Annotated in this window: 10 protein-coding genes; 4 read left to right on the forward strand and 6 right to left on the reverse strand. The window is 59.7% G+C overall.

Features of this window, described 5'->3' with window-relative positions:
* Positions 1-83: 83 nt before the first annotated feature.
* Entirely contained in the window at positions 84-1709 is a 1626-nt protein-coding gene (locus N2A98_RS11675) for a methyl-accepting chemotaxis protein (RefSeq protein WP_044273476.1), read from the forward strand.
* Positions 1710-2273: 564 nt separating this feature from the next.
* On the opposite strand, the gene N2A98_RS11680 is transcribed toward N2A98_RS11675, so the two are convergent.
* From N2A98_RS11680 to N2A98_RS11700, 5 genes are all read right to left on the reverse strand, one after another.
* Positions 2274-3251: an NAD(P)-dependent oxidoreductase gene (locus N2A98_RS11680; RefSeq protein ID WP_078803203.1), complete on the reverse strand. Its 978-nt coding sequence runs from the start codon at positions 3249-3251 to the stop codon at positions 2274-2276.
* Complete coding sequence (locus N2A98_RS11685; RefSeq protein WP_003190917.1) at positions 3248-4540, reverse strand: MFS transporter; 1293 nt, start codon at positions 4538-4540, stop codon at positions 3248-3250. Before N2A98_RS11685 ends, N2A98_RS11680 begins: the two co-directional genes overlap by 4 nt.
* Positions 4541-4585: 45 nt before the next feature.
* Positions 4586-5527, reverse strand: a complete 942-nt coding sequence (locus tag N2A98_RS11690; protein ID WP_044273483.1) for a sugar kinase — start codon at positions 5525-5527, stop codon at positions 4586-4588.
* A complete protein-coding gene (locus N2A98_RS11695) occupies positions 5520-6302 on the reverse strand; it encodes a TIM barrel protein (protein ID WP_078803200.1) in 783 nt (260 codons plus the stop codon). The genes N2A98_RS11690 and N2A98_RS11695 overlap by 8 nt, the downstream gene beginning before the upstream one ends.
* An 84-nt stretch (positions 6303-6386) precedes the next feature.
* Entirely contained in the window at positions 6387-7448 is a 1062-nt protein-coding gene (locus N2A98_RS11700; protein ID WP_275623462.1) for a LacI family DNA-binding transcriptional regulator, read from the reverse strand.
* A 224-nt stretch (positions 7449-7672) separates the two neighbouring features.
* Between N2A98_RS11700 and N2A98_RS11705 the strand changes: the two genes are divergently transcribed.
* From N2A98_RS11705 to N2A98_RS11715, 3 genes are all read left to right on the forward strand, one after another.
* On the forward strand, positions 7673-9643 hold the full coding sequence (locus tag N2A98_RS11705) for a hypothetical protein (RefSeq protein WP_078803198.1): 1971 nt from the start codon (positions 7673-7675) through the stop codon (positions 9641-9643).
* Between the two features lie 176 nt (positions 9644-9819).
* Entirely contained in the window at positions 9820-11823 is a 2004-nt protein-coding gene (locus N2A98_RS11710) for a hypothetical protein (RefSeq protein ID WP_275623463.1), read from the forward strand.
* A gap of 217 nt (positions 11824-12040) precedes the next feature.
* Positions 12041-14314, forward strand: coding sequence for an autotransporter outer membrane beta-barrel domain-containing protein (locus N2A98_RS11715; RefSeq protein ID WP_078803196.1), 2274 nt, complete (start codon positions 12041-12043; stop codon positions 14312-14314).
* Between the two features lie 52 nt (positions 14315-14366).
* Here N2A98_RS11715 and N2A98_RS11720 read toward each other — a convergent pair whose 3' ends face one another.
* Positions 14367-14960 carry a LysE family translocator gene (locus N2A98_RS11720; protein WP_275623464.1) on the reverse strand — a complete coding sequence of 198 codons (594 nt, stop codon included), beginning with the start codon at positions 14958-14960 and terminating at the stop codon, positions 14367-14369.
* Between the last annotated feature and the right edge of the window lie 16 nt (positions 14961-14976).

A 14976-nucleotide genomic window follows, 5' to 3' on the forward strand; every position in this document is an offset into this window, starting at 1 on the left:
ACCAAGGTCTGGGCAGCGCGTTGACGCTGACGGATCGTTTCGCGGCAAGGATGCACGCAAACACTACTTCTGAGAGCAGCCCTATGTCCCTCCGTCACCTGAATATTGCCCCTCGCGCGTTTATCGGTTTTGCCTTCATTGCGGTTCTGGTGGTGCTGCTGGGCGTGTTTGCGGTCAACCGTATGACGCAAATGCGCCAATCCTCCCAGGACATGAGCGCCAACCAACTGCCCAGCATGACTCACCTGGGCACCATCACCGAAAACGTGCTGCGCATGCGCATTCTGTCGTTTCGCGTGCTGGTCAACCGCGAGCCTGCCGCCTTGCAGGAAGCCGAGACACGCATTGGCGTGCTGGCTGACAAGGTCAAGACCGCCCAGGCCGCCTACGCCACGCTGCCTGCGGGCGCGGAGGAGGCAGCGCTGTACAAGGCCTTTGGCGTCACCCTGGACAACTACCTCAAAGCTCAGGCCGAGATGGTGGCATTGTCCAAACAAGGCAAGGTCGACGAGATGCGCGCACTGATTAACAGCCGCATCAAGGACGGCACTGATCAGATGGGCGAGCAATTGAACAAGCTGATCGCCATCAATGCGGCCGACGCCAAGCAAGCCGACGTAGATGCCGGGCAAAGCTATGAGGGCGCGATCACCGGTGTGGTAGCGGTCTCTGTAGTGGCGGCGTTGCTCACCGTGCTACTGGCCTGGTTGCTGACCCGCAGCATCGTGACCCCGCTGCGCAAGGCCGTGGAAGTGGCCGAAACCATCGCCGCCGGCAACCTGAGCAAAACCATCGAGGATGATGGCAAGGACGAACCGGCGCGGTTGCTCAGTGCGCTGTCGACCATGCAAGCCAGCCTGCGCCAGACCATCCAGCACATCGCCGGTTCGGCCACGCAACTGGCTTCGGCGGCGGAAGAATTGAGCGCGGTCACCGAAGAGGCCTCCCGTGGCCTGCAACAGCAGAACAATGAAATCGACCAGGCCGCCACGGCTGTCAATGAGATGACGGCGGCAGTGGAGGAAGTGGCGCGTAACGCGGTTTCCACCTCCGAGGCGTCGGGGCAGTCCAACCAGGCGGCGCGGGAAGGCCGTGATCGGGTGATGGAAACCGTCGGCGCGATCCAGACCATGACCCAGGACGTGCAGAACACCTCCGCGATGATCGAGGGCCTGGCCGCCCAGGGCCGGGATATCGGCAAGGTACTGGATGTGATCCGCGCGATTGCCGAGCAAACCAACCTGCTGGCGCTTAACGCAGCGATTGAAGCCGCCCGTGCCGGCGAGGCCGGACGTGGCTTTGCGGTGGTCGCCGATGAAGTGCGCGCCCTGGCCCATCGCACCGCGCAGTCGACCCAGGAAATCGAAAAAATGGTCGCCGGCATCCAGAACGGCACCGGGGAGGCGGTGCAGTCCATGCAACAAAGCAACCAGCGCAGCCAGACCACCCTGGAAATGGCGCGCGCAGCCGGCGCCTCACTGGAGCAGATCACGGCGTCCATCAGCCTGATCAACGAACGCAATCTGGTGATTGCCAGCGCATCGGAAGAACAGGCCCAGGTCTCCCGCGAGGTGGACCGCAACCTGGTCAACATCCGCGACCTGGCCACTCAGTCGGCGGCAGGCGCCAACCAGACCAGCGCGGCCAGCCATGAACTGTCGAGGCTGGCGGTGGATTTGAATGGGATGGTGGCCAGGTTCGTCGTCTAACAGCTGCCACAAAAACCTGTGGGAGCTGGCTTGCCTGCGATAGCAAACGAACAGTCAGCACTTACCGTTATCGCAGCATAGGTATCTGTAGCGCTCAACGGTAACCACGATGCGAAGCGAGCCGCTCTTGATCTTGATCTGCTTTTGATCTCAAGCGCCCCGTCAAACCACGCTGGCCGGAATTCGACAGGGATTTGGGGGGTAAACCGGCAGGGATGCCGGTTTAGCCGCTCCGCGCCATGGATGGCGCGTGGCGGCGGCCCCCCAAATCACTGGCGGATTACGGGCACACCGAGCCTAAGCGAGGTGCCGAGTGGTGGGGCAAGAGCCCTTTTGGTTACTTTTGGGGCTCTTTTCCAAAAGTGACCCGCTGTCAGAGCGGAACCCTAAGTGGCCGTTACCGCAGCAATGGATATGCACACAATCCAACTGTGTTGACTGTGAGGCCGCCTTCGCGAGCAAGCCCGCTCCCACAGTTTGATTGCGGGGTGTCAGGTAGATTGGTGTCGGCTGTCAGGCCGTCTTCGCAGGCGAGCCCGCTCCCACATTTGCTCTTGTGTTGTATCAGTGCCTCCATGCCCCTGGATTCACCAGGTTTACCGGCTTTTCGCCAGCCAGTGCGGCCAGCAGATTATCCACCGCACACTTAGCCATCGCCTCCCGCGTCTCATGGGTCGCCGAGCCAATATGCGGCGTGGCTACCACATTATTCAACCGCAACAACGGCGACGCATGATCCAGCGGCTCTTTCTCAAACACATCCAACCCCGCCGCGCGGATAGTGCGTTGCTGCAACGCTTGCACCAGCGCCGCCTCATCCACCACCTTGCCTCGCGAGATATTGATAAAGATCGTCTCTGGCCCCATCAGCGCGAATTCCTCGGCGCCAATCAACTTCTCGGTTTCAGCGGTCAACGGTAATGTCAGGCAGACAAAATCCGCCTCTTTAAGCAAGGCCTGCAAGCTGCGGTACTGCGCCCCAAAGCGTGCCTCAACCGCCGGCTTGGGCGAGTGACTGTGGTAGATCACCGGCATGCCAAAGCCAAAATGCCCACGCTGGGCCAGGGCTTCGCCGATGCGGCCCATGCCGATGATGCCCAGGGTCTTGCCATGGACATCGCTGCCAAAATGCGCCGGGCCGATATTTTTGTTCCACTGGCCGGCACGCACCATGTCAGCCAGCTCGACCACACGCCGGGCGGTGGCCAGGATCAGCGCAAAACCGGTGTCGGCGGTGGTTTCGGTAAGCACATCCGGAGTGTTGCTCAGCAGGATGCAGCGCTCGGTCAGGTAGTCGATATCGTAATTGTCGACGCCCACCGAGACGCTGGCCACGGCTTCCAGCTGGGGCGCCAGATCGAGTAGCCGTGCGTCCAGGCGCAGGCTTGCACCCAGCAGGCCATGGGCGGTGGGCAGGGCATCGCGCAGCTTGGCCAGGCCGGTTTCATCCAGTGCGTCAATCAGCGTGACGTCGACCTGCTCATGCAGACGAGCCATGAGCGGGGCGGAGAGTTTTTTGTACAGCACGACAGACTTTTTCATGAGGTTTTTACCTTCAATTCCAGGGTTGGCGCCGGCGAGCGGTCACTGGCGCCGGGCTTGAGGAAAATCGTCAGCACCACGGAAAGCAGCAGCGCGCCGCTCATCAGCAGATAAGAAGCGCCGGGCGAGCCGGTGCTGCTGTTGAGGTAACCCACCAGGTACGAGCCGCCGAACGAGCCCAGGGCGCCCATGCTGTTGATCAGCGCCATGGCGCCACCGGCGACGTTGGCCGGCAGGATTTCCGGGACGATGGCGAAAAACGGGCCGTAGGGTGCATACATGCACGCCCCGGCGATCACCAGCAAGGTGTAGGACCACCAGAAGTGTTCGGCGCCCAACACGTAGGACGCGTAGAAGGCAATCGACGCAATCAACAGCGGCGGCCAGACAAAACGCTTACGTTTTTGCAGCTTGTCCGAACCCCAGGACACCACGAGCATGCCGATCACCGCCGCCAGGTAAGGCAGCGCCGAGAGCCAGCCGGCTTCGACCATGTCCATCTGCAAACCGGCCTTGAGGATCGATGGCAGCCACAGCACGAAACCGTACACGCCAATGCTCCAGCAAAAGAACTGCAGCGCCAGAATGATCACCTTGGGCGAACGGAACGCTTCGGCGTAGTTCTTCACGGCCTTGATTCCCACCTGCTCGGCGGCGAGGGCGGTTTCCAGGCTGTGCTTTTCGGCGTCGCTCAGCCACGTGGCATCCTTAGGACGCTCATCGGCCAGCTTCCACCAGATAAACGCCCACAACACTGCCGGCAGGCCCTCGATGATAAACATCCAGCGCCAGCTGAAATGCTGCACCAGATAGCCCGAGACCACCGACATCCACAGCATGGTCACCGGGTTGCCGAGGATCAGGAAGGTGTTGGCCCGCGAGCGTTCGGCACGGGTGAACCAGTGACACAGGTACACCAGCATGGCCGGCATCACGGCGGCCTCGACCACCCCGAGCATGAAGCGGATGACGATCAGCATGTAGGCGTTGGACACCACGCCAGTCAGCGTGGCCAAGCCGCCCCAGAGGATCAGGCTGACGAAGATCAGTTTCTTGACGCTGCGCTTTTGCGCGTAGATCGCCCCTGGCACCTGGAAGAAAAAGTAGCCAAGGAAGAACAGCGCACCGAGCAGCGAAGACATGCCCGGCGTGATCATCAGGTCTTCGGCCATGCCGGACGCGGCGGCGAAGCCGTAGTTGGCGCGGTCCAGGTAGGCCAGGCTGTAGGTGATAAACACGATAGGCATGATGTACCACCAACGGCGGGTGGCGAGTTTCACGGTTTCCATGGGGTTGCTCCTGAGCTTGTTGTAGTTGTGGCAACAGGTAATGGGTCACGCAACGGATCGGGTGGGTAATTCAGCGCGGGTCGGCAAACCCTCCATATCGCCACGGCTCTGCACGGCGCGGCTGCCGATCCAGTTGCCGCGCTGCACGGCCTCGGGGAAGCTTGAGTTTTCCAGCAGGGCGCTGATCATGCCCACGGCAAAGCCATCGCCGGCACCGACCGTATCCACCACCTTGGCCACCGGTACGGCGGCGACAAAACCCTGGTCCATATGGGTGCGGTAATAGGCGCCCTCGGGGCCGAGCTTGATTGCCACGGCTTCGGCGCCCTGGTCGAGATAGAACGCGGCGATGTCTTGCGGGTCGTCGAACCCGGTGAGCAGGCGACCTTCGCCCAGGCCCGGCAACACCCAGTCGGCCAGAGCGGCGAGGGCATTGATTTCGCGGATCATCTGCGCCTGGCTGGCCCACAGGGACGGGCGCAGGTTCGGGTCGAACGACACGCTGCGCCCGGCCTTGCGCATTTGCGTCATCAGCTCGAACGACAGTGCGCGGGTGGCATCGGATAGCGCTGGCGGAATGCCGGTGGCGTGCAGATGGCGGGCTTGCAAGAGCGTTGGGTGGATGGCATCGATGCACAAGTGGCTGGCGGCCGAGCCTTTGCGAAAGTACTCCACTTGAGGGTCTGCGCCGGCCTCTTCACGGGACTTGAGTTGAAAGCCGGTAGGGTGCAGCGGGTCGACGGCCACATGGCGGCAATCGAGCCCCTCTTTGCTCAGGGTGTCGACCACAAAACGCCCGAGGGAGTCGTTACCCACGCGGCTCAGCCAAGCCACGTTGAACCCCAGGCGCGACAGCCCGATGGCGACGTTGCTGTCGGCGCCGGCAATGCGTTTGTGAAACTGCCCGACCTGGGCCAGGTCGCCGGTCTGTTCGGCGACAAACATCGCCATGGTTTCGCCAAACGAGAGGATATCGATCTCAGACATGGGCGTTCTCCACATGGGGTTGGCCAAGGCGGGCCAGGGTCGCGACCTGTTGTGCGGTGACTTCGATCAGGTCATCGCCTTGCAATGGAAATTCCACCGCCCGGGTAATACCTTGAGTCATGTGTTTAAGCAGTTGTTCCCACAGATGCAGGTCGGTGGCGCCCGGCGGCAAGGCCACCAGCTTGCCGTCGGCGCGGCGGGCCACAGCCTTGCAGTGCAGGTAATCCACATGCCGGCCCAGCAACCGCGCAGCGGTGAGCGCGGATTGGTCTTGCCACTGCCAGTTGCCGATGTCGAAGGTCATTTTCACCGGCAGGCCCAGGCGATCGACTTCGGTGAAAAACCGTTGCATCGGCTCTATGCGCCCGCCGTGCAGGGTCTGGTCGTTTTCCACCAGCAGCTTGACTGGGTGGCGGTTGAGCAGGGCGTGCAGACTTTCCAGATCGTTGGTGTCGGTGAAGTAACCGAGGGACACTTTCAACCAGCCCGAACCAAAGGCCTGGGCGCGGTCCAGGGTAGCGGCCAGCTCGGCATTGGGCTGGGCACGGCCGGCGACCCAGAGTTCCAAGGGCGAGGAAAAGACTGATTCCAGGCCTTGTTCTGCAGCGGCCAGGGCCAGCTCGGCCGGTTGCTCGGTGGTGAGCAGTTCTTCACGCCATTCAATGCGCTGGGCACCGGCGGCGCTCAGCAGCGCGACAAAACTCAATTGGCCCTGCTGGCGAACCAGGTCGGCGCCGTAGCTGGAAAGGCTGATGGAGACGGGGTATTTATGCATTGTTGTTTACCTCTGAAACCGGTTTCATTTTCATGCGCAGAACAAAATGTGGGAGCGGGCTTGCTCGCGAATGCGGTGTGTCAGTCAGCTTGGAAGCGGCTGACACACCGCATTCGCGAGCAAGCCCGCTCCCACAGGGGATTGAGTCGAGCCGCGGATAATCAGCTCGGGTAAAAAATCCAGGGTGCGGGTGGGGGCGGTATCGCCGCGCAGGCGCTTGAGCAAGCAGTCGAAGGCGCTGGCGCCAATCGCTTGCGTCGGTTGGGCGAGGGCGGTGATGCCGCTACCCACCAGCGGGTACCAGTCCAGGTCATCCAGGGCAATCAGGCCCACCTCGCCGAACAGGTCGCAGCCCAGGGCCTTGAGGGCACGGGTGCAGGCCAGTGCCGCCACGCCATTGGCGCAAAACACTGCCTTGGGGCCGGGTTTGGCGAGAAAGGCTTGCAGGCGGTTTTCCAGTTCGCCATCCAGTTCAACCACGGCGCCTGTCAGCGCCGGGCGCTTGGAAAGCTCGATGTTGAAACTCGCCAGGCGTTCCAGGCGCGAACTGGTGCCGTCGGTGGTCTCGCTCACCAGCAGCACCTCGCGGTAACCCTGCTGTTGCAGATGGTCCATCGCCATGCGCACTGCCGCCGAGTTATCCAGCCCCACCAGGTCGCTGTGCAAGGGCTCGACCTTGCGGTCCACCAGCACCAGGGGCATTTCCCGTTGCAGTTCCAGCAGTTGGTCGAGGTGATGGCCGAGGGTATTCACGATCAGCCCTTCGATGTTGTACGAACGCAGCGCTGCTAGATGCTGGCGCTCCTGCTCGTCATCGCGGTCGGTGTTGCACACCACCAGGCTGTAGCCGTGCTGGCGGCACGCGGTTTCGACGCCGTGCATCACGGCAATGGAGTAGGGGTTGCGGATATCCGCCACCAGCATGCCGATCAGGCGCGTGCGCCCACGCTTGAGGCCACGGGCCATCTGGTTGGGGCGATAACCGAGTTCGTCGATAGCCTGTTCGATGCGCAGGGCGATGGCATCGGAGAGCAGGGCGCGGTCATCGCCGATAAAGCGCGACACGCTGGCCTTGGATACGCCCGCGCGCTCGGCGACGTCGAGCATGGTCACGCGGCTGCGCTGGGCGGCGGAGAATGAAGTCACGGTAGCGGGCCTTTCTTATTGGTGTGGTTGGTAACGGCATGCACCTGAAACCGGTTTCAGAAGACACCAGGACAGCCGTCCTAGTCAAGCCGTTTACGAGCATGCCCAGCGTGCGCCCGTTAATTAACCGATGAATGGCTAGGTGTACCTGTTAGTTCTGACAGTAGGCGAGGCGGGCTATTGAGTGCTTAATTCTGACCAGGCATCACCAGAAGGAACTCCGCATGACTCGTTCAGAAAAGGCCTCTGCACGCAATTTCCATGTACTGGCTGGCTCCGGCGGTGAGGCCAGGGTATTGCCCGTTTTTGATGAGGTCGTTGGGGTTGACCCCACGGACCCGGAGGGGTTGATTCCGCTGCCGGTATCGTTGATGCCTCTGGAGTGTCGCGTTCCGCAATGGACGCCTGGCCCGGGAATTGGCAGGACCCATACCCTTACGTTGTGGTGGCGTGTGCGCGGTGTGGAGGTCCCGGCTGACGTGCAGACATTCACCGGCCCACTCAACCCGGCGCTTTTTCCTTACTCGCTTTATGTGCCCGCCGATTACATGCGCGAACCCGATGCTGTGGTGGAGGCGTTTTATACGGTGGGCGATGGGGGCAGTGATCCGGTTCCATCGTTTCCTACCGTGTTGACAGTGGATAATACCCCCCCGAGGTTTCAGGACCCGGACGATAAAGCACGCTTTGTTGACCCGGCAATCGAGGCGTCCGGTATCACCGAAGCCGTGCTGGCCGCCAACCCGTTTATTGAAGTCCAAGTGCCCGCTTACATCGGTCGTGCCAGTCGGGACCGAGCCGGGTATTACCTGAGCAATAATACCCCGCCATTCCCTCCCGTTCAGACAGGTAGCCAGGAGTTTGCAGGGGTCACCGACCCCTTGATTCTGAGGATACCCGCAGAGCATTTTCGCGGTCTGAATAATGGCATGGCCTACTTGCAATACCGTCTGTACGATCGCGCAGGCAACTTTTCCGGCTTTAGCGCGCCGATGGATTTTCAGGTCCTGCTCATCGCCACCCCGATTAACCTGCCATGGCCCGATATTCGTCCTCCTGCCTACATTGATTTCCTGATCAAACGTGACGACGCACGAGCGGTCGTCACGGCGCGGGTTCCGAGTGAGTACGATAATTTTGCGCCGGGCGACAGCGTTGTGATGATTTGGGACGGACGTCCTGTGCTGCCTGGACAAGCCATCACGGGGTTCCCGGCTGAGGTCCCCATACCTTGGGATATCTTGCGCGGCCCGGGTCCTCTGGCGCTCTCCGAGGTGGAGGTGCATTACGAAATCCATCGTGTCGGCCGCCCTCCTGTGCCTTCACCGTCGAGTTTTTTCTGGGTTGATTTAACCGTCGCCGGGCAAGACCACGCCAATGCGCCTGCCTTGCTTAACCCGACGCTGGGGCTCGTGGACGTATTTGGCAAGGGCTCTGGGTTGCACAACGAACTCGACTTTCGCGATGCGACTGCCGGGGCTGAAGTGTGGGTGCGCCTTTACCAGAACCCAGTGGCTGGCCAGTTGCTGGAGTTGTATTGGAACGGCGTCGGGCCGGTCGCCCACTATACCGTTCAGCCTGGGGATACGTTTGATCTGCCGGTGCAATTCACGGACGTGCCCGGCAGTGTGATTGTCGATGGCGGGAACTATATAGATTTGCCGGTCTACTACACCACGAGTAATGGCGTGAATGAACAGCAGTCAGATAATACATACGTTAATGTTCATGCCGCGCCATTAGTTCGTTTTGATGCGCCGTTGATTGAGCACAGTTTGCACGGCCCAGCCAGGTACCTCACCTGTGAATCAAAGCCTCCTATTTGTCACGGTGTTTATTGGTTTATACGTGATGACTTTCGATTTAGTCCCGGCGATGAGATTGAGTTTTTTTGGCAAGGTTATTTAAAGAATAACTGGGAAGAGCCCATCGATGGTACGGACTTTTCCACCACCGTGAATTATGTGCCGGGTGGCCAGTCGGTCAGGGTCTGGCCGTGGGAAACCAAAATTGAACCGATGCGTATTTACGCGTCGGCCACCGCTGAATACTTCGTCCGGCGCGGCGGCGCGTTGATCGCACACTCACGGATCGGGCAAGTCCGGATTGACCGGATAAGTCCGGGTTCGGGGCGTCTCTGTCAGCCTGGAGATTTCGAATTTTGTGATGATGTGCAAGAGGGCTGTGCGGAGTAAGGAACTGATAACAGTCATGTCATTGCGTAAGTATCGGGGTCATGCGTTATACCCCGTTGTTATAAATGAAGTCGGCTTTTAGTACGCCTGGTTGTCGCCCATGCAAAGACGGTGGGTGGATTTAATAGGGGTTGACTATTAAATAAATAAAGAAACTATGCGTGGAGAGACATTACATGAAAAAGACAGAGGCTAGACCCATCAAAAAAACAACGGGTGTTGCTGCGGTGCCTATTGTGTTACCCGCGCCTTCTATAGAAGGTCTTGTTGATCCGACGATGTACCCAGGCCTGGTGTCAAGAGAAATAGCGGATAAAAACTTTCTAGAAGTGGAGATTCCTGTGTGGTCTCCAGCGTCGACCATCGCCGCAAGGCCCGATACGCTGGACATTCATCTGGATGACATTGGTGATTTCCAAAGTGGGCGTATCAGCAGTGAGCCCATATTTTTTACCTCTCCCATACCTACCACGCATATGGTAAACATCGCGAGGCGATTTCTCACTGAAGGCACGCACACTCTCAGTTACAGGGTCATCTCGTTCGGTGGCAATGATTCTGGCTCCAGTGAGGCTCCACTGGTCATCGACCGCACCGCACCCTATGACAGCATCCCGGACGGACCTCGCCGTTTGACGCTGCCGCCTGGATGGACGGGCAGCATCACACAGGCGCTACTGGATGCAAACCCTGGGGGCGTGCCATTTGGCATCCCTGCCTACGACGCAGAGGGCGCCCACCCTGGCGACAGATGGCGTTTGTATTACGGTGATTCATTGACGGTGATCGCCGAGGGAGCCGTGCTCCCCGATAGGGCGGTACTTTTCACCCAGGCCATGGCTGATACAGCGGATGGCCCAAGGCGTCTGGTGTACCGCTTAGTGGATGTGGCCGGCAATATCAGCGACAAGTCGTTCGAGTTGCCGATCAATGTGGCACTAAAACCGGCTCCGACGCTGACCCCGCCGGGTGTCAGGGACGCCATTTCGCTGACGGGTGTGGGTGATCGCTTGTTTGACCGCGCCGATGCCGCAGCTTCCAGCGGGATGTTCGTGATTATTCCAAATTATGATGCTGATCGCTCGCTAGACCAATTTGTTGTGCGGCTCACCACCCTCCATGGCTTTCGGGATGTGGGGCCTTACCCGTTGGGCGGTTCCCCGCTGCCGTTCAATTTCCCCGTGGACTTCGCAACGTGCCTTGCCTTGTATGGCACGAGCAGCGGGCCCATCAACCTGCGAGTGGAATATGCGGTTAACAGAGGTGGCACGCTGTATTGGGTACCTACTGCGACCAATATCGATATCGAATTGGAGGTGGGTGGCCCGGTCAACCCTTGGGACCCTGAACCCACCAACCCGAATTTGCCACTGCCGGTACTGACAGGCCGTGGTTCAGGGTTGACAAACGAATTGAATGACGAAGATGCAAACATGGACGCCGACGTGGTGGTCACGCTTTGGAGCGCTGCCCCGCTGCCCTCGGCCCAGGCGTTCGATATCGTGCTGTATTACCAGAACGAGGCGGTTGATCGAAAGTCGGTGGATCCCACAGTGGCCCTGCCCGGTGACGCTGTCGATATGGTTGTTCCATGGCCTTATATCCATAAACACTCCAACAGCCTCATCCCTCTACGTTATGAAATCGCGCTTAGCAGCACCCACAACCGTACGTCGTCGCCTATCCAGGATGTAAACGTCAACGCCAATGTGATTGCGTTCCCTGCACCCAGGGTCACAGGTGCATTACCGGAAATACCGGGACCGGGCGGAGCACCTGCAGAAATCGGATGCTTTACGCTGCAAGGGGCTAACCGTGAAGTGCATGTGTTCGTGCCGCCTCACGAATTGCTGGCGATTGGGATGATTGTTACGCTCAATTGGACGGGTTGCAGTGACAATGATGGCGCTGTCCCCATTGCAACTGCGACTGGGACCTTTGCTTTCGGCCCGCTGAATTTCGAGCACACCCAAGTGGGCTTCACGGTTCCCGTCAGGCCCTATGCAACCTATGTGAAGCCTATCAATGAGGCAGCGACGGATATGGGGTCGGTCAATATCACCTACACCGTTCCGCTCACGGGTGTCCCTTCGCCCATCACATCCGCCGAAGCTATTTTGTGGGTAAGGGGGATTCGACCTGGTCCTATTTACTGCGATAGTTCGCCTTGGCCCAATTGAAAAAGAGCGGGTCGCTGTAATGAAAAGAGGAGCCTTGCTCCTCTTTTTTATGAGCATACGAAATAAGTCGGAAGTTCACTGATCAACCACAGATAAATCCTACATACCCGTTCACCCATCTCTTAATAATCTGCGCCCCGTCATGACCTGGGCCTGTCTCGCTTGGTGCCGGTCAATTCGTTCCCTTTCGGGAAGGTTCTTTACGGGTATACATGCAATGTCGATTAACGCACGGTTCAAAAAACATCCTCTGGCCCTGGCGCTCCAAGTGCCGGCAGTAGGCCTGCTGCTGCTGGGGGCCTCAGTCACCCACGCCACCTCAACCCTCCATCCTGGCATGGAGCGCACGATCGAGTCGGGGTCTCGGATCGACGACTGGGTCATTGGCCAGGGCGCGCATTTGACCGCCAATGCTGCCCAGTTGCGGCAGTCGCGCGTCACGGCAGGCACGCTGACGCTCAATGCCGGGACCAAGGCGCAAGATATTTACGCCAGCCAAGGTGCGCAAATCTACCTGAACAACGCCACCGTAGAAGCCAGAGGGTCGGCCGGCGTCGCCATTAACCTGGTGGGGAGCCAAGCGCTCATCAGGGGCAGCACTGTCATCAATAACAACGGTGTCGGCCTCTCGGCGGCGCGTAACTTTCTCACCGAGGATGGCTCCACCGCCGCTGTATTCGACAGTGTCATCCAGGGCTCTACCACCGGTGCACGGGCCACGGCGTTCAGCGAGCTGAACTTTTATGGTTCGGACGTGATTGCCACTGATGAGGACGGCGTTGGTGTGCTGTTATACGGCGGTTCTGCCAATGCAGTCGGCAGTACCATCACCGGCGGCGAGAATGGTGTGCGCCTGAGTTATGAAAGTGCTGACTTCAATAGCAGCACCTTGGTACTGGACGGCTCGCATGTTGAAGGCCGCAACGGCGCGGCACTGCTGGTGGAGGGGGATGCATACGGCACGACCAACGCTGACATTCAGGTGGTCAACGGCTCCACCCTCAAGGGCGGCAACGGCAACATCCTCGAAGTTACCGGCGGCTCCTTCGCCAACATGAATGTCGACGGCAGCACCTTGTTCGGTGACGTCGTGGTCGAGGAGGGCAGCACCGCCAAGTTGCAGCTCAACAACGGCTCGTGGTTGACCGGCCAGCTGAAAAACGTGGCCGAGTTAAGCGTAAACAACGCCTCCCACTGGGCACTGGTGGGCGACAGCGAAGTCGGCGACCTGAAAATGGCGGGCGGCAGCGTGCATTTTGGTGGGCCTAATGAGTTCTACCGGTTGGATGTCGACAGCCTGTCGGGCGATGGCACGTTCGTGATGCACACGGATTTTGGCAGCGGCCAGACCGACTTGCTCGCCGTTAATGGCATTGCCGAAGGTAACCACAGCCTGTTGCTGGCGGCCACGGGATCGGAGTTGGCAACGGCCGAGCCGATTCGCGTGGTGAGCACCGAGGGCGGTGATGCACAGTTCGCCCTGGTCGGCGGAACGGTTGACGCAGGTGCCTACAGTTACGGGCTCAAGCAGGAAGACACCGACTGGTACCTGGACCCTAACCGTCGCGGCACCAGCAACAGCACCAAAGCGGTGATGGCGTTGTTCAACACCTCGCCCACGGTGTTGTACGGCGAGATGACCTTGTTGCGTACCCGCATGGGTGAGTTGCGTTTCAGCCAAGGCAACAACGAAGGTTTCTGGATGCGTGGCTACGGCAACAAGTACGAGGTCAGCGGCAACCAGGATGGTGGTGGCTACACGCAGAACCAGCGCGGCTTTACCTTGGGTATCGACACGCCGCTGTACGGCGGCGATGGGCAGTGGGTGGCCGGTGTGATGGCCGGTCACAGCACCTCCGATATCGACCTCAACCGTTCCGGTGGCGGTACGGTCGACAGCTACTACGTAGGCGGTTATGCCACTTGGCTCGATGACGAGAGCGGCCTGTATTTCGACGGTGTGGTCAAGCTCAACCGCTTGCATAACGAAGTCAACGTGAGCATGAGCGACGGCAAGAAAGCCAAGGGCAACTACACCCAGAACGCCGTGGGGGCTTCGGTGGAAGTCGGTCGGCATATCAAGCTCGATGACGGTTACTTCGTTGAACCCTACGGGCAACTCAACGCGGCGATCACCCAGGCCCAGAGTTACGATCTGGACAATGGCCTGCACGCTAAAGGTGATCGTTCGGCGTCGGTTGTGGGCAAGGCGGGCGTCACGGTGGGCAAGAATATCCAACTGGACAGCGGTGGTGTGTTGCAACCGTACTTGCGTACGGCGCTGGCCCATGAGTTCAACCACAACAACAAGGTCACGGTTAACGGCGAGCGCTTCAATAACGATGTATTCGGTTCGCGCATTGAAATGGCCGGTGGTGTGGCGATGTCGGTGTCTCAGAACGTCAAGCTGCATGCGGACCTCGAGCATACACGTGGCAAAACCGTCGACCAGCCATGGGGTGTCAACTTCGGCGTGCGTTACGACTTTTAATGCATTCATTCAACCGAACAGGGGAAGCTTAGGCTTCCCCTTTTTTTCGCCTTCAAAGCAGCACACTCAGCCAGGCTGAGCCCAACAGCAGCAAGGCCATGATTCGGTTGAACGCTTGCAGGGTGCTGGGGGAGCGCAAGAGTCGGCTAGACCCGGCACCCAATAAGGCCCAAGCGCCGAGGCAGGGCAAGGCGATCAGGAAAAACATCAGGGACAGGTACGCCACCTGGCGCTGCCCACCCTGGTCAGCAAACACGCTGACCACCGCCAGTGCCATCATCCAGGTCTTGGGGTTGATCAATTGCAGGGCCGCGGCACCCAACAGGCCCAAAGGTTTTTGCCTGTCATCGGCACTGATGGCCTGGGCTGGCGCCCTGAAGATCTGCCAGGCCAGGTAACTCAGCCAGGTCACACCGGCCCACTGCATCGCCGTTTGCACTTTGGGCAGTTGCACCAATGACTGGCCCACACCGGAACCCACCAGCAGCACAATTGCCGATGCCCCTACACACGCCCCCAGGATGATTGGCAGCGCAGCCTTGAAGCCGTAACGAGCGCTGTTGCTGAGCACCAGGATATTGGTCGGGCCGGGGGTGATGGAGGCGACAAAGGCGAACAGCATGAAAGGCACGAAGGTGGACAGCATAGCGGGGGACTCCAGT

It is taken from the genome of Pseudomonas sp. FJ2-5-13 (assembly GCF_029201605.1).
GTDB classification, from domain to species: Bacteria; Pseudomonadota; Gammaproteobacteria; order Pseudomonadales; family Pseudomonadaceae; genus Aquipseudomonas; species Aquipseudomonas lactis.